This window comes from Geobacillus sp. FSL K6-3411, from assembly GCF_037965715.1.
Lineage (GTDB): Bacteria > Bacillota > Bacilli > Bacillales > Anoxybacillaceae > Geobacillus > Geobacillus thermodenitrificans.
In genome coordinates this window covers 708,640-731,406 of sequence record NZ_CP150187.1, presented here as the reverse complement: position 1 = coordinate 731,406, position 22,767 = coordinate 708,640, and the positions used below count along the sequence as shown (strand labels likewise).

Genomic DNA, 22,767 nt, shown 5'->3' with positions numbered 1-22,767 from the left:
TCCATTCAAATGCCGTTTATATTTTTATTTTACACGCTCGGTCGTGCAATTTGAACTCATCTTTGTGAAAGCCCATTTTTACCATCAATGCTCTGGCACATCTTTTTCTTTTTTCTGCTGCATGCGGAATATGTATTGTAGCTTGCGCTCTCTTGCTTCCATTCGGTCTGACAGTTTCGTCCGCAATTGAGCCGTTCGATATAATTGATTGATAAAGGATTTGTAGGATACATCGAGGAATACGCTTTTTCCGTTGCGGAAATAGACGACGGTTCGCTCATATTTAGCAGGTTCATACCTATAGACATGCATATGGGACAACCAAACGCAGCCGGAATCTCTCGGGGAAGAAGTCGGGAAGACATAAATTCCATTGGACGGTTCGACGGCGATCGGTGCCTTATGAGTGATGCCGATCAACGCCTTTGTTCCTTCTTTTCTACCTTGGAAGCTGCATCCATAATAATCACAGCTCTGTTTAATGATGTCGGTTGGCGTTTTTTTGACAATATATTCGCCATCTTCCTCAATGACTTTTGCATAGATGTCGCTGTTCAACAAGTACGGAAGAATTGCCATTGTATAACGGCTTACGACAAAATGTTCTAGCACGATAAATTCATTCACTTTCATCGATTCATCCCCTTTCCTAATCAACTGATAACTACTTCTATCATACCATCAAAAGTTATATTTTTCTATATTTTGAAAAAAATTATTAGTCTTTTTATCATAAAAAAACCCATGACGATCGTCATGGGTATGCTATGAATTTTCAAATATTTGGCCGATCTCTTTGGCTGCTAAGTATTCATTAGCCTGCTCAAGCGCAGTATGTTCACCGACTGAATCGCCCGCGTACGTTTCCTCATTCATCGTCCATTGTTCAAAATGGAGATCTGTACTAACGCGAAATTCAGCGGGCATCAATTCCGGCAGATCATTTGTTCTCTTTTCCATCCCATCGCCTCCCTATGCCTATAGGGTGCGCCATCTTTTTCCTTTTATGCACTAAAAAAGCCCGGAGAGACCGGGCCTTCATCTACATCCATTGTTGATTTACATTAAGCAGTTGTAAACTGTTCCTCCTCAGTTGACCCTTTTAAGGCGACTGTGGACGACTGGCCGCCGGAGATGACTTGAGCGACTTCATCGAAATAGCCAGTACCAACTTCACGCTGATGGCGCGTTGCCGTGTAGCCGTACTTTTCAGCGGCAAATTCGGCTTGCTGCAGTTCGGCGTATGCTGCCATGCCGCGATCTTTGTAGCCGCGTGCCAACTCAAACATGCTGTAGTTGAGCGCATGGAAGCCGGCGAGAGTGACGAATTGGAACTTGTATCCCATTTTACCGAGCTCTTGCTGGAATTTGGCGATCGTTTCGTCGTCCAATTTTTTCTTCCAGTTAAATGACGGCGAGCAGTTGTACGCGAGCAGCTTACCTGGAAATTGCTCGTGAATCGCTTCCGCGAATCGGCGTGCTTCATCCAAATTTGGTTCGCTCGTTTCACACCAAATAAGGTCGGCATACGGCGCGTAAGCAAGTCCGCGAGCGATCGCTTGGTCGAGGCCTGCCCGTGTGCGATAAAACCCTTCCGTCGTCCGTTCGCCGGTAATAAACTGTTGATCGCGCGGGTCAATGTCGCTTGTGATCAAGTCAGCAGCATTCGCATCGGTGCGAGCGATGAGCACAGTCGGGACACCCATGACGTCAGCAGCAAGCCGCGCTGCGATCAAGTTGCGCACCGCCGTTTGCGTCGGCAAGAGCACTTTCCCACCTAAATGGCCGCATTTTTTCTCCGACGACAGCTGATCTTCGAAATGGACGCCGGCCGCCCCGGCTTCGATCATCGCTTTCATGAGCTCAAACACGTTCAGCTGGCCGCCGAATCCAGCTTCCGCGTCAGCAACGATCGGCACAAAATAGTCAACATCTCCACTACCTTCTAAATATTGGATTTGATCTGCACGTTGCAACGCTTGGTTAATACGTTTGACTACATGCGGAACGCTGTTGGACGGATACAAGCTTTGATCCGGATACATATGTCCTGCGAGGTTGGCATCGGCCGCTACCTGCCAGCCGCTTAAGTAAATGGCCTTCAATCCAGCTTTCACTTGTTGCACGGCTTGATTTCCGGTCAACGCACCGAGCGCATGAACGTAATCTTCCGTATTTAACAGCTTCCATAACTTTTCAGCTCCGCGTCGAGCGAGCGTATGCTCAATATCAAGCGAGCCGCGCAGTTTAATAACATCTTCGGCGCTGTACGGACGGACGACCCCTTTCCAGCGCTCTTCATTTTTCCAACTTTCCTCCAATTGTCGGACACGTTCAGCAAATGACGCCATTTTTCCTTCCCCCATCCCTATTGTTATATTACATTGTTATGTTTACGGTTTTTATTATATAACAGTTAGAAAAAAATGCAAGTGTTTTTTTGAAACTTTTTTTAATTAAGAAAATAGACGCATAACGTTCATAAAAACGATATTTTTTCTGTCCATCATTTTGGTATGATCAATAGTAGAGGAGTGATGATCATGAAAAAATGGTATATGATTGTCGCAGCCCTTGTGCTTGTTGGCATTAGCATCGGCATCTTTTACTTTGCTGTTTATAAACCGTCTGCTATGCGTCTGCCCGATGATGTGACGATGGAAACAGCATGGGGAGCCCCTTATTCCTTTGACGACTTGCCTCCAAAAGTTCGACTTGTCGAATTCATCTATACGAACTGCCCGGATATTTGCCCAAATACGACGATGCAGATGGCGAAACTGCGCGACCGGCTGCAAAAAGCTGGAGTGTTCGGGCGTGACGTGGAATTCGTTACGATCACCATTGACCCCGCACGCGACACGAAGGAAAAACTGCAAACATATGCGAATACGTTTGGAGTGACTGCTGATGGACAAGGGTGGGTGTTTTTGCGTGGCAGTGAAGCAGAGACAAAAAAGACGGCAGACGCCTTCAACTTCCAATACCGTGACCCCGGAAACGGCATGATGGTGCATACGTCACTCGCTTACTTGCTCAATCGGGACGGACGGGTCATTGAACAGATCGGCATGGGGGAATCACGATTTCGTGTTGATGAAGTGTACGAAGTGATTATGGATGAATTATCATGACGGTTCGATATACGGGCAACCTATGGAAATGAAAAAGGGAGCATTGTCTGCTCCCTTTTTTATTGACCATTCGCATTGAACGATTGACACTTTAAATAAGCATAGAATAACAACTAAGAACTGCGACCGAAGCAAGCACGACAATAATGACATTCGCTCCTAGCCAGGCCGCAATCACAGCCGCCGCAAAACCGATGATCCCAAAAAGAATATCGTCTTGAATGAAAAAAATATCAGGAATAACGAGTGCACCAAGTGCAGCGTACGGCACATTTTTCAGCACCCCTTGCCAAAATGGCGACAGCTCGACGCGTCCGAACAGCACAAGCGGTAACATTCGCGGCAAGTAAGTGACGAGTCCCATGCCAATAATCATCCAAATGATCGCGTTATTCATCCTTATTCCCTCCCTCTTTCGCCAACCATTGAACAACGACTGCCGAAAGAAGCGTCGCCAGTACGATCGACCATCCTTTAGATAGATGAAAGACAAAGGTACCGAGCGAGTTGAATACGGCGGCCAATCCTGCCAACCATACCGTTTTCCGCTGCTTTTTTAGCGCCGGGACGAGCAAGCCGATAAACATGGCGTACAAAGCGACTGACATGCTGTCTTGCAAGCTTTCCGGCAAACTCTTCCCGACAGCATAACCGATGCCGGAATTGACAACCCAACTACCGTACGCCATCATAATCAATCCAAACATATACGAGGCGTTGACCGTTCCCTCTTTCATAGCCGCAACAGAAAACGTTTCATCCGTAATGCCAAATGCATACAGCGCCTTTTTCCAAAGCTCATCCGGCTCCGCTTTTTCGCTGAGGGAAGCGGACATTAAAAAATGGCGAATGTTTAAAATGAATGTCGTTAAAATGATTTCAAATATACCGGTACCGACCGAAAGCAAGCTGAGCGCAATATATTGCGAGGCGCCAGCAAAGACGATGACGCTCATAAGCACTGTTTCCGCGAGCGTCAGCCCGGTCGTCTTGGCAAGCAGCCCAAACGTCAGGGCAATCGGCATATAGCCGATGGCGATCGCCACTCCGGCCTGCATCCCTTGACGAAACGGCGCCATTTTACTAGCCGTCCATGTCGTTTCCATCCATCCATTCCCCCGTTTCACTAGTTTGATATGTTTATTGTCTAAAAATTGCTGTCATTTCGCAACCCGAACATATGTCAATTCTTTTATTTCTATTAATCAGGAAACCCCCGCTTAGAGCAAAGCGGGAGTAGGGGAGGAAATCAATTTATGATATAATCGAATTGATTTATTATTCGCGCAATTGAAAAGGAGTGCACTTTTATGTCAGTGAAACCGTATGTATTGACCGAACGTGGCGTTCTCCGCTGCGAGCAAGTAACATATCCCATGGAAGAACGCGGCTTGCAGTTTGGCGATGGCGTCTATGAGGTAGTGAGCCTATACAACGGAGCATATATTTGGCTTCAAGAACATCTCGACCGCCTGTACCGTTCGGCAGCGGCTATTCGCTTGTCTGTCCCATTTGCTCCCGAAGAGCTGTCCGAGCGGCTTGAACAGCTTCGCCGTATGAATGATGTGCACGAAGATGCGATTTTGTATTTGCAAGTGACAAGAGGCAGCTTTCCGCGCAACCATGCGTTCCCGACAGAAAATCGTCCCAATTTGTATGCCTACATCCAACCGATGGCAAGAAAAACAGATGAAATGACACACGGCGTACGCGCCATTTTAACGAAAGACGTTCGTTGGGAGTACTGCTATATTAAAAGCTTGAATTTGTTGCCGAACGTGCTAGCGAAACAAGAAGCGGTCGAGCGTGGAGCGTTTGAAGCCATTCTCCACCGTGACGGCGTCGTGACCGAAGGCAGTTCGTCCAATATGTTTCTTGTCAAAGGCGAAACGGTGTACACCCATCCGGCGACAGAACGGATTTTAAACGGCATCGTCCGCACGAAAGTGAAGCAGTTTTGCGCCGATCTTGGCATCCCACTGATTGAAAAAGCGTTTTCGGTTCATGATATTGCCGAAGCAGACGAACTATTTTTAACAAGCACAACCTCAGCTATTATTCCGATCATTCAAGTCGATGACACAACAATCGGCAACGGCCAGCCAGGAACGGTAACAAAATCGTTGCAAGCCGCTTACCAAAAGGCGACACAACCGGCCACAAGCAACGCTTGACTGGCTTAGTTGAACAAACGAGGTGTCCCCACGCTCTTCCTTGGGACACCTCGTTTTGTTTATGAGCTGAGCACAGCGCGGTCGCTGGCGAATTGGCTGCCTCGGATGCGCTGAAACTCCTCAAGTAGCCGCTCGACCGTCAATTCCTCTTTTTCCTTTCCTTCGGCGGAAAAAATGACTTGTCCGCCATCCATCATGATGAGCCGATTACCAAGGCGAATCGCCTGCTCCATATTGTGCGTCACCATCAGTGTCGTCAAATTGTGTTGGGCGACGATTTGCTTCGTCAGTTCGGTCACAAGCTCGGCCCGCGCCGGATCGAGGGCAGCAGTATGCTCGTCAAGCAAAAGCACATCCGGCTTCGTAAACGTCGCCATCAATAACGAGAGCGCCTGCCGCTCTCCACCGGAAAGAAGGCCCACTTTGGCGGTAAGCCGATTTTCCAGCCCTAAATGGAGCGATTGTAGCGTTTCCCGAAACCATTCACGCTTTTGCCTCGTGACGCCGAGGCGAAGCGTGCGCCGCTTCGTCCGATTGTAGGCGAGCACTAAATTTTCTTCAATCGTCATATGCGGTGCAGTGCCAGCCATTGGATCTTGAAAGACGCGTCCAATATAGCGGGCGCGCACGTGCTCCTTGAGCGTCGTCACGTTGCGGCCGTTGATCCATACTTCACCCGTGTCAGGAGACAGCCGCCCAGCGATGATGTTCATCAACGTCGACTTTCCAGCACCGTTGCTGCCGATGACGGTGACGAAATCGCCGGGGGAAAGCGTTAAATCAATGCCGCGCAACGCAATTTTCTCATCAGCCGTGCCTTCATTAAATACTTTTGTAATTCGTTTTAGCTCCAGCAACGGGCTCCCCCCTTTCCAATTGCTGCGCTTTCCGCTTTTTCCGCCGCTTTTCTTTTTGTGCCGCCCACACGTTTGGCACGATGAGCGCCGATATGACAATGAGTGCGGTAATCAATTTCACATCGCCCGTCTCCAAAAACTCGACACGTAAAGCGAGCGCCAAAATAAGACGATAAACGATAGCGCCGCCGATGACCGCCCACGTCGCGCGCACAACCGAATGGGCGCCGAACAACGCCTCGCCGATAATCACCGAAGCTAAACCGATGACAATCATCCCGACCCCCATGTTGACATCGCTGAATCCCCCATACTGGGCGATAAGCGCTCCAGAAAAGGCGACAAGCGCATTTGACAGCCCGAGTCCAAAGACGATGAGCCAATCTGTGTTGACGGAAAAGCTCGCTACCATCGGTTTGTTGTCTCCGGCCGCCCGCAGCGCGATCCCAACCTCTGTTTTCATTAACCAATCAAGAACCCCTTTGACCACCAACGTTAGCACCGCCATCGAACATAAGATAGCCCATGTCCGCGGTGCAAATCCCGTAAAGGAAAGCAGTTGATTGAGCACCGCATCGAATCCAGTTTGTTGCCAAGCAGCTGTGATCTTCGTAATGACCGTCTCCTGCTGCAACAGCGGTACATTCGATTTTCCCATAATACGCAGATTAATTGAATACAAAGCGATCATCATTAAAATGCCGGATAAAAGCGGGTTAATTTTCCCTTTCGTATGCAGCAGCCCTGTCAACGTCCCTGCAGCAAAACCTGCTAAAAGCGCTGCGGCCGAAGCAGCAAACGGATTCGCTCCACCGACAATCATCACGGCAGCGACCGATGCGCCGGTAACAAAGCTGCCGTCAACCGTTAAATCAGGAAAATCCAGAATGCGAAATGACAAGTAGACGCCAAGCGCCATGATGGCATAAATCAAGCCCACTTCCACAGAACCAAACATCGCTGTCCACACAATTCTCACCTACTTTTTGGCAATAAATCCCCCCTTCACGGAAGGAGGGATAACCGTTTATTCGATATATTCAGCGATCGAATCCCATTCTGGGTTGAGTTCAATTCCCATTTCTTGCGCCGCTTTTTTGTTAATGACAAGCTTTAATTTTTGTGGGTATTGAACCGGCAGATCGGCCGGCTTCTTGCCGTCTTGCAAAATTTGCGCCGCCATTTCCCCGGCTTCGTAACCGATGTCATAATAGTCAAACCCATATGCTGCAAACCCGCCGCGCTTCACCGAGTCGAGCTCGCCGACGAAAAGAGGAATGTCATGTTCATTGGCGACTTGAATGACCGACTCAAGTGCTGACACGACCGTATTGTCGGTAATGATGTACAGACAGTCAACTTTGCCAACGAGCGATTCAGTCGCCTGTTTCACTTCGGCCGACGTAGATACTGATGCAGAAACGATTTTCAAATCGGTGCCTTCCATTGCTTTTTTCACTTGATCGACTTGGGCGACTGAATTTTGTTCACCGGCGTTATACACCATACCGACACGGTTACCTTTAATATACTTAGTAATAAACTCCACTGTTTTCGGAATCGCCTCCGGATGTGTGTCGGTCGTACCTGTCACATTGCCGCCTGGCTGTTCCATCGATTGAACCAGTTGGGCGCCAACCGGGTCGGTCACTGACGTAAAAATAATTGGAATGTCTTTTGTTGCATTAAGCGCCGCCTGTGCGCTTGGCGTCGAGTTGGCGAAAATCAAGTCAACGCCATCGGAGGCAAAGTTTGTAGCAATCGTTTGGTTATTGCTTTGGTCGCCTTGGGCGATTTGTACATCATACTTGACGGACAGCCCCTTGTCCTTTAGCGCCTGCTCAAATCCTTCGCGCGCCGCATCAAGTGACGGATGCTCGACGATTTGTGTCACCCCAATTTTATATGTTTTTTCCTTCGCTTCCTGCCCGCCGTCGTTTCCTTGGCTGTTTCCCGTTTCTTTCGCTCCAGTGCAGCCGCTAAGCGCCAAAATACTTGCTGCGCATAACGCCACAAGCCGCTGCATATGTTTGCCCATCATCCGATCCCCCCTATGTAGATAAATTTAGTCCTTTTGAACGTTTATGCTTTTATGTGTCAAATTATATAAGTTTATCTCTTTAATTTCAATATACTATTCAAAAAAAAGAAAAAGTGCTGAACATTCAGCACTATTAAGTGTGAGAAGCAGTCAACCGTTCTTTCAATGCTCTCCGTAAAATTTTTCCTGTCGCATTTTTCGGAAGTTCCTCTAAAAAGTCGATTTCACCCGGCACTTTATACTTCGCTAACCGCTCGCGGCAGTAGGCGAGCAATTGCTCCTCCGTTAGTTCTGGATTTTTCGTGACGACAAACGCCCGTACCATCTCGCCGTAATCCGGATCTGGCACACCGATCACAGCGGCTTCAACGACATCCGGATGGCTATACAACACTTCCTCGACTTCGCGCGGGTACACGTTGTATCCACCGACGATAATCATCTCTTTCTTTCGGTCGACGATATAGAAATAACCATCTTCGTCCATGCGCGCCAAATCACCGGTGTGCAGCCAACCGTCTCGCAAGGCAGCGGCTGTTTCTTCCGGCATTTTGTAATACCCTTTCATGACATTGGGACCGCGGACGACAAGCTCGCCTACTTCTCCGATCGGCACTTCTTCACCATATTCATTGACGACTTTGTTTTCAACGTTTTTAATGCTCGTTCCAATTGAACCGGGCTTGCGCGGCCGGTCGAGCGGATTGAAACACGTAACCGGCGACGCCTCCGACAGTCCATACCCTTCTGAAACGATCACATTGAATTTTTTCTCAAAGTTTTCAAGCAACGCGACTGGCATAGAAGCACCACCCGAGATACAAAGACGAAGCGTCCGTAAATCGTCTGCACTTCCTTCTTCATGTTGATAAAGGAAGTTGTACATTGTCGGCACACCGGCAAAAATCGTTGCCTTTTCTTCGCGGGCTAGCGCAAACAATTGTGATGGGCTGAACTTTGGCATGATAAGTACTGTTCCTCCATTCATCAGCGGAGCGTTGAGCGCCACTGTCAGACAAAAGACATGGAACATCGGCAAGGCAGCAATCACGCGGTCATTTTCATTAATGCCTAAATAATCCGCCGTGTCTTGAGCATTGCTGTACAAGTTTTTATGGGTAAGCATCGCTCCTTTTGGCTTGCCGGTCGTTCCGGACGTATACAATATAACAGCGACATCATCATCCTTCAGCTCCGGCCCTGTAAAATCTGGGCTGCCGGCAGCCAACACTTCTGCAAACGATTTCATCTCTCCCGACAATGAAATACCTTTTTCTTTCCCTTGTGGCGTTTCACAAACGATCGCATACTTCAATAGTGGCAGCCGCTTCTTCGCTTCGGCAAACAGCGGGGCGAGCAAATCGAGTCCGATCGCCGCCTTGACATCGCCATTATGTAAAATGTAGGAAATCTCCTCCGGCGTATAAATCGGATTAATCGGAATCACTGTCGCCCCAAGCCGAAGCGCTCCATACAGACTGACGACAAACTGAGGAGAATTGCCAAGCAACAGGGCGACATGGTCTCCTTGGCGAATGCCAAGTTGCGCCAGTCCATCAGCAAATTGTGATATGGCAGCATTCAATTGCCGATACGTGCATCGTTCCCCCATAAACACATATGCATCCTTGTCTGGTAGTTGTTTCGCCATTTGCGCTAGCCGCGCTGTTAAATTCATCATCATCCCCCCAAAATGAATGAATACCCATTCATTTTATAAGTAAAAAAATTCGAACTATACCAATTATAAAAAAAAGAACAGCAAAGAGCAAGAGAAAGCGTTTCCTTTGCTGTTCTTTCGTTGCTCAACTTATCGCTCCCAGACAAGACCGGTTCGGGCAAGGCGAATGACACCGCGAAACGTCCGTCCCGCCTCCTCGATGAGCTGTTCATGACGGCCAATGTGCGGCAAATGCGTCAACCATAGTTCACCAACGCCCGCTCCTTCAGCGATGGTTGCCGCTTCTTCACTCGTCATATGTCCGGCAGGCGCTGCGTTTTGTCCAGCGTAAAAGTTGCATTCACAAATGAGCAAATCAGCTCCTTTAGCAAACGGCACAAACTCCGGTATATAGCTAGAATCAGCCGTATACACGATCGTGTTGTCGCCGGCGGTAATACGCATCGCGTAGCAAGGCACCGGATGAACCGTTTTTAGAAATGTAATTGAAAACGGCCCAACAGCAAGCTCCCCTTTCGGATCATAGGCGATCCCTTCCGTAATGCCGTTATGCGTTAAGCGCTCAAATGCTTCCTCGTCTTCCGTGTGACCATAAATCGGCAGCACCGGCAAGTCAGCTCCTAATGTTTTATGGATGAGGCGCGCGTATTGAAGCGGGCCAATATCAGCGATATGGTCGTAATGGTAATGAGAAAGGATGACCGCATCTAAATCTTCTACGGTCGTATAATTTTGCAGCTTAGCAAGTGCTCCGCTCCCACAATCGACAAGTAGGCGAAAACCGTCATGCTCGAACAAATACGCCGATGTTGCTTCATTGACGGCTGGAAACCCTCCCCAATAGCCGATGACCGTTACTTTCATTTCCTGTTCTCTCCCTTCATTCATTTTGTCTTCATCATACACAATTGTGTTCATTTTTTCATCTTTGTCGCCTTTTTGTTTTAAAACACATATTGACACATCGTTTTGTGTTATAGTACAATAAAGCTACCAAGACAACGGAGGGGATCGAAATGTTAGTAAAAGTGTTAGAATTTTTCAAAAACCTACCGCCCAAAAAATGCATGCACTGCGGTAAAGAAATGGATGAACAGCATGAATGTTACGGCAACATCTGTTCTGACTGCCTTGGCTCCGCTTACCGCCAATAGGTGAGCGGACGCTGCCCTTGCGTCACGTTTGCCGGCTGCCCCGCCGGCGATAGGCTGTTCCCCGATGCAGCCTGCCTTTTCCGTAATGCCTCCTTCCAAGGGGGCTTTTTTTTGACGCTAAGCCTGACGCACAGCTAACATCTCTCATTCATCTCATAATACCATAGCACCGCTGCGACAAAGAAACAACGGATTGCTGCTTTAAAAGGGAGGGAAATTCCTTTCCGAAACAATGAAAATCAAACAAAAGGGCTGATCTCAAAAGGACGTTTTACAACCTTTTGGGATCAACCCTTTGCTCATGAAATGACGCTCTTCAAGTCAAAACCAATCACGCTTCAACCGTTGTTTCAGTTTCTGTCCATACCGCATAGCGGCGGCGATAAAGAAGGCAGAAATACGCAAGTGTCCCTAAAGCAAAGACTGTCGCCACTATAGCCAATATCGCCGCCTCCTTCCACATTAACACGAAATCACCGCCCGAAATAACGGTCCGCAGCCCATGGATGGCATGGGTCATCGGCAACCACGGATGAAGCGATTGCAGTGCGTCCGGAATGAGCTCAAGTGGGTACGTGCCGGCGCTTCCTATAAGCTGGGCGATGAGCAGCAAAATGGCCAGGAACCGGCCCGGATTGTCAAACAAGGTGACGAGAAATTGGACAATCATCATAAATGCCATACTAATGATCCACGTAAACAGCAGGAAGCGCCAAACGCTTTGTACATGCAAGTCAAGCCCGTACAACACCCATGCATCGGCCAACAGTGTTTGTGCCGCCGACACAATAGCCAATACTCCCCATTTTCCAAAAAACCAAGCCACCCCGGACGACGGCCGTTCGACTGGTTCACGCAACGGAAAGACGATCGTCAATAGCAGAGCCCCAACAAACAAGCCAAGCGATAAAAAGTACGGAGCAAAGCCAGTTCCATAATTCGGCACGTGGTGGAGTGGCCGTTTGTCGTTTTGTACTGGATCTGCGATCATCTCGGATACACGCTCGTTCGCTTGAATACTATCTGCCTTTTCCGCTCCTTCGCTTAAGCGGTCAGCCAACTCACCCGCTCCTTGTTCAAGCCGTACGAGTCCGGTTGACAGCGATCGTCCACCGCGGAGAAGACTATCAAATCCTTGATGGAGCGAAGTCGCACCTTCAGCCACAGCAGAAACGCCGTCGGAAAGTTTGTTCGCCCCGTCCGCCAACTCACTTGTTCCGGAAACAAGCTGGCTGGAACCAGTAGCAAGTTGGTTGACTCCATCAGCCAGCTTGCTGCTGCCGACTGCGACTGTTTGTGCCCCTTGATAAGCGGCTTGAAGCTGGTTTTCAAGCTCCTTCGCACCATCGACCAGTGTTTGTTGGCCGGCCACTAAGCGATCAGCGCCATCGACAAGCTGCTGTTGTCCGTTAACGAGCTTTCCGATGCCTTCTTGCACTGCCTGCTGCCCCGAAGCGAACGCCGCTGCACCGTCAGCAAGCTGAGAAGCACCGTTTTTGATGCGTCCCGCTTGGTCAGCTAGCCCGCGAATGCCAGTTGCTACACTCTCGCTTCCCTTTACAAGCGGTTGAAGCTGCTCATAAAGCGTCTGCAAAGTTGCTTTTTGCTGCGGATCGTCCGTTTGCTCAATCAGCCTTTCAAGTTGAGCCGCATACTGCTGCAGCCCTATGTTCACTTCACTCGCTCCGTCAGCCGCCTCACCCGCCTTTTGTTGCCACGCTTGAATTCCTTCACCCAGCTCAGCCGCCCCGTCACGAAGCTCGTTCGCCCCACTAGTGAGAGATGGCAATTGTGATTGCAGTTCTTTCATACTATGAAGCGAAGTGTGCAATCCATTCGCGAGCGACGATGCCCCATTTTGAGCTTCTACAGCGCCAGAAGCAAGTTTTTGGCTGCCGACTGCCAATTTTCCAAGCCCATCCTGAAGTGCCGTCGCTCCAGTTTGTAGTTGTTTTGCCCCGTCACTCGCCTCTTGTAACCCGTTTTCAAACGTCAATGATTTCTCAGCTAACTCGGTTAAATAATGGGACAAATCAGACGCCCCGTCCTTGACTTTTTCCGCTCCAGCGGCCAAACTAGCGCTTCCTCGCTCCGCCGCTTCCATTCCGTCGGAAAGTGAACGGCTTCCTTGTCCCGCTGTTCGGAGCCCATCGTGCAGCTGATTTGCTCCTTGACTTGCCTTATCGAGCCCGTCGGCTGCTGCCTTCATGTTCGTCAACATTGTTTCTGCATACGTTTTTGTTACATTTTTCGAAATTTCTTCTTTTATTGCCTCAATGGCAGAATCGCCAATCTTTCCAGCTAAATAATTCGCCCCTTCATTTGGGATGTATACGAGTCTCAGCGGCTTTGGGTTGCCGCTTTGCACCGTTGTTGCGTTAGCAGAAAAATCACTGGGAATAATGACGGCCATGTAATACCTTTGGTTCTTCAAACCATCATCCACTTGCTTGCGACTGACGAACTGCCAATCAAACGTTCCATTTTCTTTCAGCCGCTTTACCACATCGTCGCCAAGGTTAATTTTCTTGCCGTCAAGCACCGCTCCCTTATCTTCATTGACGACCGCCACCGGCAGCTGATCTACATGGCCGTACGGATCCCAAAACGCCCATAAAAACGATCCGCTATAAAGAAGAGGAATGAGCAAAATCGCTAGAATCGGAATGAGCACTTTCGGGCGGAAGATAATCGTGCGCAGTTCTTTTATCAACATAGAGTGGCTCCCTCCTTTAAATAAATGACCAATTCGTTCATTTAGTCAAAAAGATCAAAAAAAGATAGGATTATCTACTTGGACAATCCTTGTAAAAAATAAAGCGCAAACAATTCGGCAATTTGTTCTTTTGTCAGCGGTTGATGATCTTTCTCCCAATCGACAATGAGAGCAATGTACATCTTTAGCATTAAAAACGCCGTTATTTCCGCATTGCATGGGCGGATTTCCCCTTTTTCCACCGCCGCCTCAATTTTTTGCCGAATAAACTCAACCATCGCCCGGTCGAACTTAGTCAGCACTTCCTGCACCGCTATCGTGCCAATACTGCGCATTTCTTGGAGCAGCTTCGCTGTCAGCTGGTGGCGCTGGCGGAATTCTAAAATACGGTACAGAGCTCGATGAACGTTTTCGGAAAACGGCAACGACGAATCCATCGCTTGCTCAGCTTCTACTTTGATTTCCGCGATCAAGGACGAAACGATTTCATCAAGCAACTCCTCTTTGCTTTTAAAAAACGTGTAAATCGTCCCTTTGCCGACGTTGGCGAGCTTGGCGATCTGTTCCATCGTCGTTGCCTTGTAGCCGAAAGCAGCAAACGATTGAGCTGCTGCTTCGATAATCTGCCGTTTACGATCGCTTGCCATTAGCCTCATCCTTTAATATGACTGAATGAACGATTTGGTCAATTCATTTTTATCCTATCATAGACCTGCCTCCGGCGTAAAGGGCAAAAATAATACACATCTTAAGACACAGTTGCGGCACCCTCTACCTAAAGAAACGACACCATTCATCCCCAGGCAAAGCATTGCCTGAGGGCTGATGAGTCGATGACTAAACGGCTTATTGAGCGCTGCTGTACACGGCTTCTGCCGATCGGTTTGATTCCCCTTGCCGCAAATAATCAAGCACATCACGGACCGCCTTCTCCCCTTGATCAATGCAATCAGGCAATCCGAGACCTTCATAGGAGCTGCCAGCTAAAAACACCCCTGGCAGCTCCGCCGCCATATGCTGCTTAATCGCCGCCAGCCGCTCTCGATGCCCGACTGTATATTGCGGCATCGCCCGCTTCCAACGGGAGATGACGGCAAATTCCGGATGGCCATCAATTTTCATCACTTTGTTTAAGTCATCAAGCACGATGCGGACGATCTCATCGTCCGGCTGATCAACGATGTCTTCATCCCCCGGTCGTCCGACATAGCCACGCAAAAGCGCTTTGCCAGGCGGTGTCGTATGCGGCCATTTTTTATGCGTCCACGTGCACGCCGTCATTGTGTAATCGCTGCGTCGCGAGACGACAAACCCAGTGCCATCAATATCTTGGCGGATCGCTTTCTCCGGAAAAGCAAGCGCCACCGTCGCCACCGATGTCAGCGGTACCGAACGAAATGGGGCGAAAAACGGATAATCAGCGAGCATGTCCGGTACAATGTGGTGCGGCACAGTGATGATCACGCTGTCCGCCTCCCATGTTTCACCAGTGCTCAATTGAAGACGGTACACCGAACCAGCCCGGGTGATCCGCTCGACACGCGTCCCTTTGATGACACTGCCCGGTTCAAGCCGCTTTTCCACTTCTTCAACGAGCGACTGCAAGCCGGTTTTTAATGTCTGAAACGCTCCTTTTCGCTCTTTCTGTTCTTTTGGCGTCGTTCGTTTTGCTCCTCGAACGAGGCTGCCGTATTTTTGTTCGAGCTGAAAAAACTGTGGGAACGTCGCCATTAAACTCATTTCGTCAATGTCACCGGCATAAATGCCAGACAGCAGCGGTTCGATCAAATTGTCCACCACTTCGTCGCCTAAACGGCGGCGAAAAAATTGGCCGAGCGGCATGTCACCGTTTGTTTTCACCGGCGGCAACACGAAATCGAGTGCCGCTCGCAGCTTGCCGACTGGAGAAAACAGCCCAGTCGTTAAAAACGGGGCGATGCGCGTCGGAATGCCCATCACCGCTCCGCCTGGGATCGGATATAATTGGCCGTTTACTAAAATGTACGATTTCCCAGTCGCATTGTGGACGATTTCATGTTCAAGGCCAACTTCCTTTACAAGACGGAACGCGCTCGTTTTCCTTGCCAAAAAAGAGTCTGGGCCACGCTCAATGACATAGCCGTCACGGATGACCGTCTGCACTTTTCCACCGAGCCGGTGTGTTGCTTCGACAAGCTTACATGTCAGCGGCAGACGCTGTTCTTTGATCGCTTTTTGCAAGTAGTAGGCAGCAGTGAGACCAGTAATGCCACCGCCGATAATGACAACCGTCCGTTTCTCTTCACTCATGCTCATCGCCTTCTTTTGCAAGCCGTTTTAGCACGACCGTCGCCAACGCATCAATAAACAGTGGATCGGTGTTCGGCATTTCTGGCCGGTAATAGCGGGCGCCAATTTCTTCGGTCACTTGTTTACATTCAATATCATTATCATACAACACTTCTAAATGATCGGCGACAAAGCCGACCGGCGCATAAACAAACGATGTATAACCTTGTTCATCGTGCAACTGGCGCGTCAAATCTTGCACATCCGGGCCTAACCAAGGCTCCGGTGTATTTCCAGCACTTTGCCAACCAACGGCGTAATGAGTGACACCGGCTTGCTCGGCGATGCGCTTTGCCGTGTCTTCAAGTTGCGCCGGATACGGATCACCAGCTTGGATGATTTTTTCCGGCAGGCTGTGGGCTGATACGATGAGCACCGCCTGCTCCCGTTCACGTTCCTTCATGGCGTCGAAAATAGCTTTCACTTTTTCCGACCAATATTGCAAAAACTTTGGTTCGTCATACCATTGATCGATCGTGTAAATAACCGGGCCACCAAGCTTTTCCGCCGCCGCTTTTGCCCGCTCGTTGTACGAGCGGATGCTGAATGTGGAATAATGCGGCGCCAAAACGATTGCCACCGCCTCTTTCACACCGTCAGCATGCATGCGCTCGACCGCATCCTCGATAAATGGCTCGATATGTTTCAGCCCTAAATACATGCAAAACTCGACTTCATCCTGCATTTCGTTCAGCCGCTTCTCGAGCTGTTTCGCCTGCGCTTCCGTGATTTTAGCGAGCGGTGACAGCCCGCCGATCGCTCGGTAGCGCGCTTTTAAGTCGTCAATTTGTTCTTGTGGCGGCTTCCTTCCATGGCGGATATGCGTGTAATATCGTTCGATATCGTCTTCTTTATACGGGGTTCCATACGCCATAACAAGCAGTCCGACCGTTTTTTTCGCCATTGTGTTGCACCTCTTTTATTTCGTTGAAGTATAGTCATGGATAAAGGCAGTCAGCCGTTTCAATGTCGCCGGTTGGACATCCGGGAAAATGCCATGACCTAAGTTGAAAATATAGCCCGGCTGCTCCATCCCTTCGTCCAAAATACGCTTCACCCGCTCCTCGATCACATCCCACGGCGCAAGCAGCACTGCTGGATCCAAGTTGCCTTGAATGGCTTTTGTAATGCCTCGACGGCGCGCCTCGCGAATCGATAACCGCCAATCAAGACCGATGACATCAAGCGGCAAGTCATTCCATTCGTGTGCCAAGTGGCTCGCACCGACGCCAAACATGATGAGCGGCGCTCCTTCTTCACGCAAGGCAGCAAAAATACGCGCCATCGCCGGCTTAATAAATGTCCGGTAATCGTCTGCATTGACAGCGCCAACCCAAGAGTCAAAAATTTGCACCGCGCTTGCCCCGGCTTGAATTTGTGCTTTCACGTAGCGGATCGTCATCTCAGCGAGCTTGTCCATTAAAGCGAACCACGCTTTCGGTTCGGCATACATAAACGCCTTTGTCTTATGATAGTTTTTGGATGGACCTCCTTCAATCATGTAGCTGGCCAACGTAAACGGCGCGCCGGCAAACCCGATGAGCGGCACATCGAGTTGTTCGTTGACTAGGAGCCGGATCGTCTCAAGCACGTACGGCACATCATGTTCTGGATCGATCTCCCCTAGCCGTTCAACATCATGGAGCGAGCGGATCGGGTTGGCGATCACCGGCCCGACGCCGCCGCGAATTTCTACATCCACACCGATCGCTGGCAGCGGGGTCATAATGTCTTTGTATAAAATGGCAGCATCAACGCCATATTGCTCAACCGGAAGCCTCGTGACGTAAGCGCAAAGCTCCGGCTGGTGCGTAATCTCAAATAGTGAATATTTTTCTTTCAGCGCCCGATACTCCGGCTGCGACCGTCCAGCTTGCCTCATGTACCAGACCGGCACATAAGCCGTTTTTTCACCCCGGCAGGCACGCAAAAAGGTATCGTTGATTCGTCTTGTCATCTCCATCCGCCTTTCTTTCATCTATTCCAGACAACCGTTTTCTCATTTTTTGCACATTCACATTGCTTATCTCTTTTTCACTATACAGCTTTCGCTGTCCAATGTATAGAGAAGGAAACAAACTGTCAAAAAATCGCCCGATTTTTCAACACATGCTTATTATAACAAAAAAGCCGCCCCGGCCGCACGGGACAGCGTTTTCTTTAAATGAGAAACATGGCGACAACGGTCGTGACCGCTAAACCGACAGCGACTGGAATTAAGTTGCGGCGCGCCAATTCAAATGGGTCGACTCCGCAAATGGCAGCCGCCGGAATGAGCGCCCATGGAACGAGCGTGCCACCGCCGACCCAAATGGCGGCAATCTGGCCAAGTGCCGTTAACGTAGCCGCTCCGCCACCAATGGCAACTGCGAACAAATGGGCGACCGAACCGGCAAGCGAGATACCAGAAAACCCGGAGCCGTCAAGACCGGTAATGGCCCCGACGATTGTGAGCGTCACCGCTCCGATCTCATTGCTCAACGGCACCGCATGGGCTAAAGCCACCCCTAAATCGTTGACAATGCCCTGTGACGCCTGTGGCAAATAGTCACCGATAATTTTCGCGAACCCGGCATCGCCAAGATAGAAAAAGGCAGCAATGGGAATAACAGGGCCGAACACTTTAAACCCGAACTGGAATCCCTCGATAAAATAATTCGTCACTTCCTCAAAGCTTTCTTGTCGGTGAGCTAAAATAGAAATGAGAATTAAAATAAAAATCGCTGTGCCGCCAACTAGAGCCGTTGCCTCGCCGCCTTGCAAGTGCAAATAAAACATCGCAACAACATCAAGAGCAAACAGCACCGGAATCAAAAACGCCAGCCATTTTTTGGTTGGCTCGGCCAGCAGCCCACCCGTTTTCTCGAGCGTCGAATCGGTGGCCGCAGCGATTTCTGCATCCCCACTCGTCAAGCGCCCTCGCTTCATGTCGCGGCGCAACAAATAAAATGCGGTGACAGTCGTGACCACCCCCATAACAAAAACGAGTGGTACACTAGCAGCAATTACCTCGCTAACCGGCAATCCGGCTGCATCAGCCGTCAATTTCGGCGCCGCTTGAATGATAAAATCACCAGAAAGGGCGATACCGTGTCCGAACAAGTTCATCGCCATCGCCACCCCTAGCGCGGGCAGCCCGACGCGGACCGCCGCTGGCAATAGCACCGCCCCCATCAGGGCAACGGCCGGAGACGGCCAGAAAAACCAAGAAATCACCATCATCAACATCCCGATCGTCCAATACGCCCAAGCCGGCGTGCGAATAAAACGGACAAATGGCGACACCATCACATCGTTAATACCAGTCACCGACAGCACTTTGCTCATCGCGACAATAATCGAGATGACTAAAATCGTCGGCAACAGTTCGGTAATGGCGTAAATAAAGCTGTTAAACACCCCGCTCACTGCCGCGCTCAGTGAATGGGTGGCGACCGCCGCCAACAAAAAAATGCCGGCAATGCAAACGAGCGATGTATCTTTGCGGGCAACCATAAACCCAATAATGAGCACGATAAACAGCAAGTAAATCCAGTGCAGTGCCACAAGCTCTACACCCATAAACCAATCCCCTTTCTCCCCAACTTCCAGCCCGTCCCCCCGGACGTGCACCTAGGCCGGTGTACTACAGCATATGAAACGTGCTCAGAGGTGTGAGAACAAAGTGCAAACAACAGTCTGAAGCACAATCCGGGAACAGAGATGTAAGGAAGAAGCACAAGCAGAAGTGTGAGTGTGGACAAAGGTGTATAGTGCGGAGACATGTTCACCAAAAATAAAAAATGCCGGCGCCAACACAAAAAAGCGTTAGCGCCCGGCTTTTCGCTCGTGTCGCGGGCGTACATATCGTTTGGCCGTCCAAACGCCCCAAACGATTCCACCCACCCATGTGACAAGCCAAAGAAAGTGCGGGGAAACAGCAAACAACACAAGATGAAACACGGTATTTTGTCCGATAAGCAAGATAGAGAACAACCGAATGGCAGCAGCAGCTGGCTGCGTTCGCGGCAGCGGGTACAGTTGTGTCCATAGCAAATACCGATGGCGAGAAGGTAGTACCGATAACTGAATGGCGGTCGCATAAAGAAACAAAAACAAGATGGCTGCCTGTGCATATTCGTGATCGACCACAACGAGCAACACGCTCCCAATCATCGTCAAACGGATGTATAACCCCGCATACCCGCCAGCGCGAAGAAATGTGCGTACGTACAAGTAAAAAAAGGCGTTCCCTTGCCCGTGCGGGATCAGACGAAGCAACGGGTCAAGCCAGCGTCGCCGCTTCGCTTCCTCCTTCCATTCGGGGACATCGGTAAACAAGTTCGCCAATCGATAAAACGCTCTTGCTGCGCGCTGCTCTTCGGCAATAAGCCGATCCCATTTCCACATTTTATCTTTCGTTAAACGTGCTAAGTAAATCGAAAGAGCCACCATCAGCGCAACAATCGTCACTAAAAACAGCCATGGCGCGTCTGCCAGCCAAAAATAAACGGCTAATGCGGCTAACCCAAAGCGGGCGAGCGCGCTTTGGCGGTGAAAAGACGGCTCGGCGATGTAACTTCCTTTCCAAGCGGCCCATAAATTCCAAAACTTTAAGCCGACGAGTCCAAGCAAAAAAAGCGGCCACGGCACCGAAGAAAACCGGGAGTGAAGCGGGCCGGCCAACAAAAGCAGCAAGCAGAGGCCGTATACATGCCACATGGCTGAGAAGAGAAATGCCCGGCGAATATACGGGCGCAGCTGCCATTCAGCAGCCAGCAAAAACACTGTATCCGCCTCACGAAACAACGTGCGCACCGTCCCCGCTGCAGCTGCCCAGCCGAACGCCACCGCAGCAATGGCCGCATATGGAAACGAGTCGGGAAGCGTCTCGACCCAACGCTTGTACGTGACCGCTACACCGCTAAGAACGATGATTAAACCAACGAGCAAGTGATCGTTCAACATATAGCGCAAATAGCGCGCCCTCTTTTTCCCCTCGGCTCGGAGACGCTGCCACCAAAGCTTACGGGCATCGATCATGGCGCATCGTCCTTTGTCAATTCGATATATACTTCATCGAGCGTCGCCGCTTTAAGCCCGAACTGGCGGCGAATATCGTCAAGTGTCCCTTTCGCTTTGACGCGTCCTTGATGCAAAATGATGAACGAATCACAATATCGCTCCGCTGTCGCTAAAATGTGTGTCGACAACAAGATGCCTGCCCCCTTCGCCTTTTGTTCATTCATCCGCTCCAGCAACGCATGTATGGCGAGCGGGTCAAGGCCGAGAAACGGCTCATCGATAACATAAAGCGGCGGCTCAAGCAAAAAAGCACAAACAATCATCACTTTTTGTTTCATCCCTTTGGAAAAGTGCGCTGGAAACGAGGAAAGCCGCCGCTCTAAGCGAAACTCACGAAGCAGTGGCGGAAGGCGGCGCTCATATTCCTCTTCACTAAGTCCGTACGCCATCGCCGCTAGCCGCAAGTGCTCTTCAAGCGTCAATTCTTCATACAACACCGGTGTTTCGGGAATAAAAGCAAATTGCTTCCGGTACGTTTCCGGCTTCGCAGCCAACGTATATCCGTTGACCGAAATCGTACCGCGACGCGGTTCCATCAGCCCGATAATATGTTTGATCGTCGTACTTTTGCCAGCACCATTTAAGCCGATTAATGCGACCATTTCTCCACGTTCAACCGTAAACGTCACATCCTCAAGCACGTTTTGCGACGTATATCCCCCGTATAAGTGCTCCACTTGCAAAAGCGTCATCGTTCGCTTCCTTTCCGTATCTTGAATCACGTTTGTCCCCATTTTACCAAAGAACGTCTATCGTTACCAAAAAAGTTCTTTTCGTCGTTCTGTATAAATGCTCTTATCCCGGGCATGATAAATAGCGAAGAGGGGATGGGGAATCACCAAATAAAAACCGATGAACAATCCATCTGAAATGGGGTGTTTGTCAAAGACACCTTTGTGAGCTGCAAGACGTTGTAACTGTTCATAAATAAAGACCATCTATTTGTTGCTCGAAAGCAACGAACCTGTCCAAAAGGGGATGGTCACCTTGAACAAAGGAAGCGCTCACGTCTAAACGACTTTGTCGCAAATGGGGTGTTCATCAAACGCACATTTGAATGATCCTCTCCCCTTTTCATCGACCGGGATGTAATCGTTTCACGGGATTACATCCCGGTTTTTTTATGGTAAAATGAAGAAAACGAAAGGAAAGGGTGACCGTTTCCGTGAGCGATTGCATTTTTTGCAAAATTATTAAGGGCGAACTGCCGGCGGCGAAAGTGTACGAAGACGAGCACGTGCTCGCATTTTTAGACATCAGCCAAGTGACAAAAGGGCATACGCTTGTCATCCCGAAAGTACATACAGAAAACGTTTTTACCCTCACTCCTGATATGGCCAGTCGGCTGTTTAGCGTCGTACCGACGATCGCCAACGCATTGAATAAAGCGTTCTCACCAGCCGGGCTCAATTTGCTGAACAACAATGGCGAAGCAGCCGGGCAAACGGTGTTCCATTACCATCTCCACCTTATTCCGCGCTATGGCAAAGGCGACGGGTTCGGAGCTGTTTGGAAGTCACATGCAAGCGACTATACGCCTGCCGACTTGCAAGCGATCGCCGCCACAATCCGCGAACAGCTCAACTAAAAAACCGGAAGCAGGGGTTTCCTGCTCCCG

General features: G+C 49.7%; 22 protein-coding genes. 4 read left to right on the top strand and 18 right to left on the bottom strand.

The window, feature by feature from the left end:
* Positions 1-84 precede the first annotated feature (84 nt).
* The 3 genes from NSQ22_RS03745 to aceA all read right to left on the bottom strand — a co-directional run bounded on the left by NSQ22_RS03745 (position 85) and on the right by aceA (position 2,351).
* Positions 85-633 carry a competence protein ComK gene (locus NSQ22_RS03745; RefSeq protein ID WP_008879093.1) on the bottom strand — a complete coding sequence of 183 codons (549 nt, stop codon included), beginning with the start codon at positions 631-633 and terminating at the stop codon, positions 85-87.
* 132 nt (positions 634-765) lie between these two features.
* Positions 766-960: a hypothetical protein gene (locus NSQ22_RS03740; RefSeq protein ID WP_008879094.1), complete on the bottom strand. Its 195-nt coding sequence runs from the start codon at positions 958-960 to the stop codon at positions 766-768.
* A 104-nt stretch (positions 961-1,064) separates the two neighbouring features.
* Positions 1,065-2,351: an isocitrate lyase gene (gene aceA, locus NSQ22_RS03735; protein ID WP_011886883.1), complete on the bottom strand. Its 1,287-nt coding sequence runs from the start codon at positions 2,349-2,351 to the stop codon at positions 1,065-1,067.
* A 192-nt stretch (positions 2,352-2,543) separates the two neighbouring features.
* Between aceA and NSQ22_RS03730 the strand changes: the two genes are divergently transcribed.
* Entirely contained in the window at positions 2,544-3,134 is a 591-nt protein-coding gene (locus tag NSQ22_RS03730; RefSeq protein ID WP_011886882.1) for an SCO family protein, read from the top strand.
* 91 nt (positions 3,135-3,225) lie between these two features.
* Here the strand turns inward: NSQ22_RS03730 and NSQ22_RS03725 are convergent, their stop codons facing one another.
* Both NSQ22_RS03725 and NSQ22_RS03720 read right to left on the bottom strand, forming a co-directional pair.
* A complete protein-coding gene (locus NSQ22_RS03725) occupies positions 3,226-3,531 on the bottom strand; it encodes an AzlD domain-containing protein (RefSeq protein WP_008879099.1) in 306 nt (101 codons plus the stop codon).
* Positions 3,524-4,240 carry an AzlC family ABC transporter permease gene (locus tag NSQ22_RS03720; protein ID WP_008879100.1) on the bottom strand — a complete coding sequence of 239 codons (717 nt, stop codon included), beginning with the start codon at positions 4,238-4,240 and terminating at the stop codon, positions 3,524-3,526. The genes NSQ22_RS03725 and NSQ22_RS03720 overlap by 8 nt, the downstream gene beginning before the upstream one ends.
* A 204-nt stretch (positions 4,241-4,444) precedes the next feature.
* Between NSQ22_RS03720 and dat the strand changes: the two genes are divergently transcribed.
* Entirely contained in the window at positions 4,445-5,308 is an 864-nt protein-coding gene (dat, locus tag NSQ22_RS03715) for a D-amino-acid transaminase (protein WP_011886881.1), read from the top strand.
* Between the two features lie 59 nt (positions 5,309-5,367).
* On the opposite strand, the gene NSQ22_RS03710 is transcribed toward dat, so the two are convergent.
* The 5 genes from NSQ22_RS03710 to NSQ22_RS03690 all read right to left on the bottom strand — a co-directional run bounded on the left by NSQ22_RS03710 (position 5,368) and on the right by NSQ22_RS03690 (position 10,751).
* Positions 5,368-6,165 (bottom strand): ABC transporter ATP-binding protein, encoded by a 798-nt coding sequence (locus tag NSQ22_RS03710; RefSeq protein WP_011886880.1) that lies wholly within the window; start codon positions 6,163-6,165, stop codon positions 5,368-5,370.
* The gene (locus NSQ22_RS03705; RefSeq protein ID WP_339264599.1) at positions 6,131-7,123 is read right to left on the bottom strand and encodes an ABC transporter permease; all 993 of its coding nucleotides are present in this window, start codon (positions 7,121-7,123) and stop codon (positions 6,131-6,133) included. The genes NSQ22_RS03710 and NSQ22_RS03705 overlap by 35 nt, the downstream gene beginning before the upstream one ends.
* Before the next feature lie 69 nt (positions 7,124-7,192).
* Positions 7,193-8,203 carry an ABC transporter substrate-binding protein gene (locus NSQ22_RS03700; RefSeq protein ID WP_060475658.1) on the bottom strand — a complete coding sequence of 337 codons (1,011 nt, stop codon included), beginning with the start codon at positions 8,201-8,203 and terminating at the stop codon, positions 7,193-7,195.
* 136 nt (positions 8,204-8,339) lie between these two features.
* The gene (locus tag NSQ22_RS03695; protein ID WP_041264243.1) at positions 8,340-9,884 is read right to left on the bottom strand and encodes a fatty acid--CoA ligase family protein; all 1,545 of its coding nucleotides are present in this window, start codon (positions 9,882-9,884) and stop codon (positions 8,340-8,342) included.
* A 132-nt stretch (positions 9,885-10,016) separates the two neighbouring features.
* Positions 10,017-10,751, bottom strand: a complete 735-nt coding sequence (locus NSQ22_RS03690) for an MBL fold metallo-hydrolase (RefSeq protein WP_011886876.1) — start codon at positions 10,749-10,751, stop codon at positions 10,017-10,019.
* A 152-nt stretch (positions 10,752-10,903) separates the two neighbouring features.
* Here NSQ22_RS03690 and yhfH point away from each other — a divergent pair, with 152 nt between their 5' ends.
* Entirely contained in the window at positions 10,904-11,041 is a 138-nt protein-coding gene (gene yhfH / locus NSQ22_RS03685) for a protein YhfH (RefSeq protein WP_008879108.1), read from the top strand.
* 331 nt (positions 11,042-11,372) lie between these two features.
* Here yhfH and NSQ22_RS03680 read toward each other — a convergent pair whose 3' ends face one another.
* From NSQ22_RS03680 to NSQ22_RS03645, 8 genes are all read right to left on the bottom strand, one after another.
* Positions 11,373-13,757 (bottom strand): YhgE/Pip domain-containing protein, encoded by a 2,385-nt coding sequence (locus NSQ22_RS03680; protein WP_081156980.1) that lies wholly within the window; start codon positions 13,755-13,757, stop codon positions 11,373-11,375.
* Positions 13,758-13,831: 74 nt separating this feature from the next.
* Entirely contained in the window at positions 13,832-14,404 is a 573-nt protein-coding gene (locus NSQ22_RS03675) for a TetR/AcrR family transcriptional regulator (protein WP_008879110.1), read from the bottom strand.
* A 199-nt stretch (positions 14,405-14,603) separates the two neighbouring features.
* A complete protein-coding gene (hemY, locus tag NSQ22_RS03670; protein ID WP_011886874.1) occupies positions 14,604-16,046 on the bottom strand; it encodes a protoporphyrinogen oxidase in 1,443 nt (480 codons plus the stop codon).
* On the bottom strand, positions 16,039-16,989 hold the full coding sequence (hemH, locus tag NSQ22_RS03665) for a ferrochelatase (protein WP_081156979.1): 951 nt from the start codon (positions 16,987-16,989) through the stop codon (positions 16,039-16,041). The genes hemY and hemH overlap by 8 nt, the downstream gene beginning before the upstream one ends.
* 15 nt (positions 16,990-17,004) lie before the next feature.
* Complete coding sequence (gene hemE / locus NSQ22_RS03660) at positions 17,005-18,042, bottom strand: uroporphyrinogen decarboxylase (protein WP_011886872.1); 1,038 nt, start codon at positions 18,040-18,042, stop codon at positions 17,005-17,007.
* Positions 18,043-18,245: 203 nt separating this feature from the next.
* A complete protein-coding gene (locus tag NSQ22_RS03655; RefSeq protein WP_041264801.1) occupies positions 18,246-19,646 on the bottom strand; it encodes a hypothetical protein in 1,401 nt (466 codons plus the stop codon).
* A 246-nt stretch (positions 19,647-19,892) separates the two neighbouring features.
* Positions 19,893-21,107: an ABC transporter permease gene (locus NSQ22_RS03650; RefSeq protein ID WP_011886870.1), complete on the bottom strand. Its 1,215-nt coding sequence runs from the start codon at positions 21,105-21,107 to the stop codon at positions 19,893-19,895.
* Complete coding sequence (locus tag NSQ22_RS03645) at positions 21,104-21,841, bottom strand: ABC transporter ATP-binding protein (RefSeq protein ID WP_011886869.1); 738 nt, start codon at positions 21,839-21,841, stop codon at positions 21,104-21,106. The genes NSQ22_RS03650 and NSQ22_RS03645 overlap by 4 nt, the downstream gene beginning before the upstream one ends.
* Positions 21,842-22,314: 473 nt before the next feature.
* On the opposite strand from NSQ22_RS03645, the gene NSQ22_RS03640 reads away from it, so the two are divergent.
* A complete protein-coding gene (locus NSQ22_RS03640) occupies positions 22,315-22,737 on the top strand; it encodes an HIT family protein (RefSeq protein WP_029761443.1) in 423 nt (140 codons plus the stop codon).
* The last annotated feature ends 30 nt before the right edge of the window (positions 22,738-22,767 follow it).

What these genes read in the sequence shown, in the direction of transcription:
- NSQ22_RS03725 (WP_008879099.1), bottom strand. Translation starts at nt 3,531, where the DNA reads ATGAATAACGCGATCATTTGGATGATTATTGGCATGGGACTCGTCACT.
- NSQ22_RS03690 (WP_011886876.1), bottom strand. Translation starts at nt 10,751, where the DNA reads ATGAAAGTAACGGTCATCGGCTATTGGGGAGGGTTTCCAGCCGTCAAT.
- NSQ22_RS03720 (WP_008879100.1), bottom strand. Translation starts at nt 4,240, where the DNA reads ATGGAAACGACATGGACGGCTAGTAAAATGGCGCCGTTTCGTCAAGGG.
- NSQ22_RS03680 (WP_081156980.1), bottom strand. Translation starts at nt 13,757, where the DNA reads ATGTTGATAAAAGAACTGCGCACGATTATCTTCCGCCCGAAAGTGCTC.
- NSQ22_RS03705 (WP_339264599.1), bottom strand. Translation starts at nt 7,123, where the DNA reads ATGTTTGGTTCTGTGGAAGTGGGCTTGATTTATGCCATCATGGCGCTT.
- aceA (WP_011886883.1), bottom strand. Translation starts at nt 2,351, where the DNA reads ATGGCGTCATTTGCTGAACGTGTCCGACAATTGGAGGAAAGTTGGAAA.
- NSQ22_RS03675 (WP_008879110.1), bottom strand. Translation starts at nt 14,404, where the DNA reads ATGGCAAGCGATCGTAAACGGCAGATTATCGAAGCAGCAGCTCAATCG.
- NSQ22_RS03650 (WP_011886870.1), bottom strand. Translation starts at nt 21,107, where the DNA reads ATGATCGATGCCCGTAAGCTTTGGTGGCAGCGTCTCCGAGCCGAGGGG.
- hemY (WP_011886874.1), bottom strand. Translation starts at nt 16,046, where the DNA reads ATGAGTGAAGAGAAACGGACGGTTGTCATTATCGGCGGTGGCATTACT.
- yhfH (WP_008879108.1), top strand. Translation starts at nt 10,904, where the DNA reads ATGTTAGTAAAAGTGTTAGAATTTTTCAAAAACCTACCGCCCAAAAAA.
- NSQ22_RS03740 (WP_008879094.1), bottom strand. Translation starts at nt 960, where the DNA reads ATGGAAAAGAGAACAAATGATCTGCCGGAATTGATGCCCGCTGAATTT.
- NSQ22_RS03745 (WP_008879093.1), bottom strand. Translation starts at nt 633, where the DNA reads ATGAAAGTGAATGAATTTATCGTGCTAGAACATTTTGTCGTAAGCCGT.
- dat (WP_011886881.1), top strand. Translation starts at nt 4,445, where the DNA reads ATGTCAGTGAAACCGTATGTATTGACCGAACGTGGCGTTCTCCGCTGC.
- NSQ22_RS03700 (WP_060475658.1), bottom strand. Translation starts at nt 8,203, where the DNA reads ATGGGCAAACATATGCAGCGGCTTGTGGCGTTATGCGCAGCAAGTATT.
- NSQ22_RS03655 (WP_041264801.1), bottom strand. Translation starts at nt 19,646, where the DNA reads ATGGGTGTAGAGCTTGTGGCACTGCACTGGATTTACTTGCTGTTTATC.
- hemH (WP_081156979.1), bottom strand. Translation starts at nt 16,989, where the DNA reads ATGGCGAAAAAAACGGTCGGACTGCTTGTTATGGCGTATGGAACCCCG.
- NSQ22_RS03695 (WP_041264243.1), bottom strand. Translation starts at nt 9,884, where the DNA reads ATGAATTTAACAGCGCGGCTAGCGCAAATGGCGAAACAACTACCAGAC.
- hemE (WP_011886872.1), bottom strand. Translation starts at nt 18,042, where the DNA reads ATGACAAGACGAATCAACGATACCTTTTTGCGTGCCTGCCGGGGTGAA.
- NSQ22_RS03730 (WP_011886882.1), top strand. Translation starts at nt 2,544, where the DNA reads ATGAAAAAATGGTATATGATTGTCGCAGCCCTTGTGCTTGTTGGCATT.
- NSQ22_RS03645 (WP_011886869.1), bottom strand. Translation starts at nt 21,841, where the DNA reads ATGACGCTTTTGCAAGTGGAGCACTTATACGGGGGATATACGTCGCAA.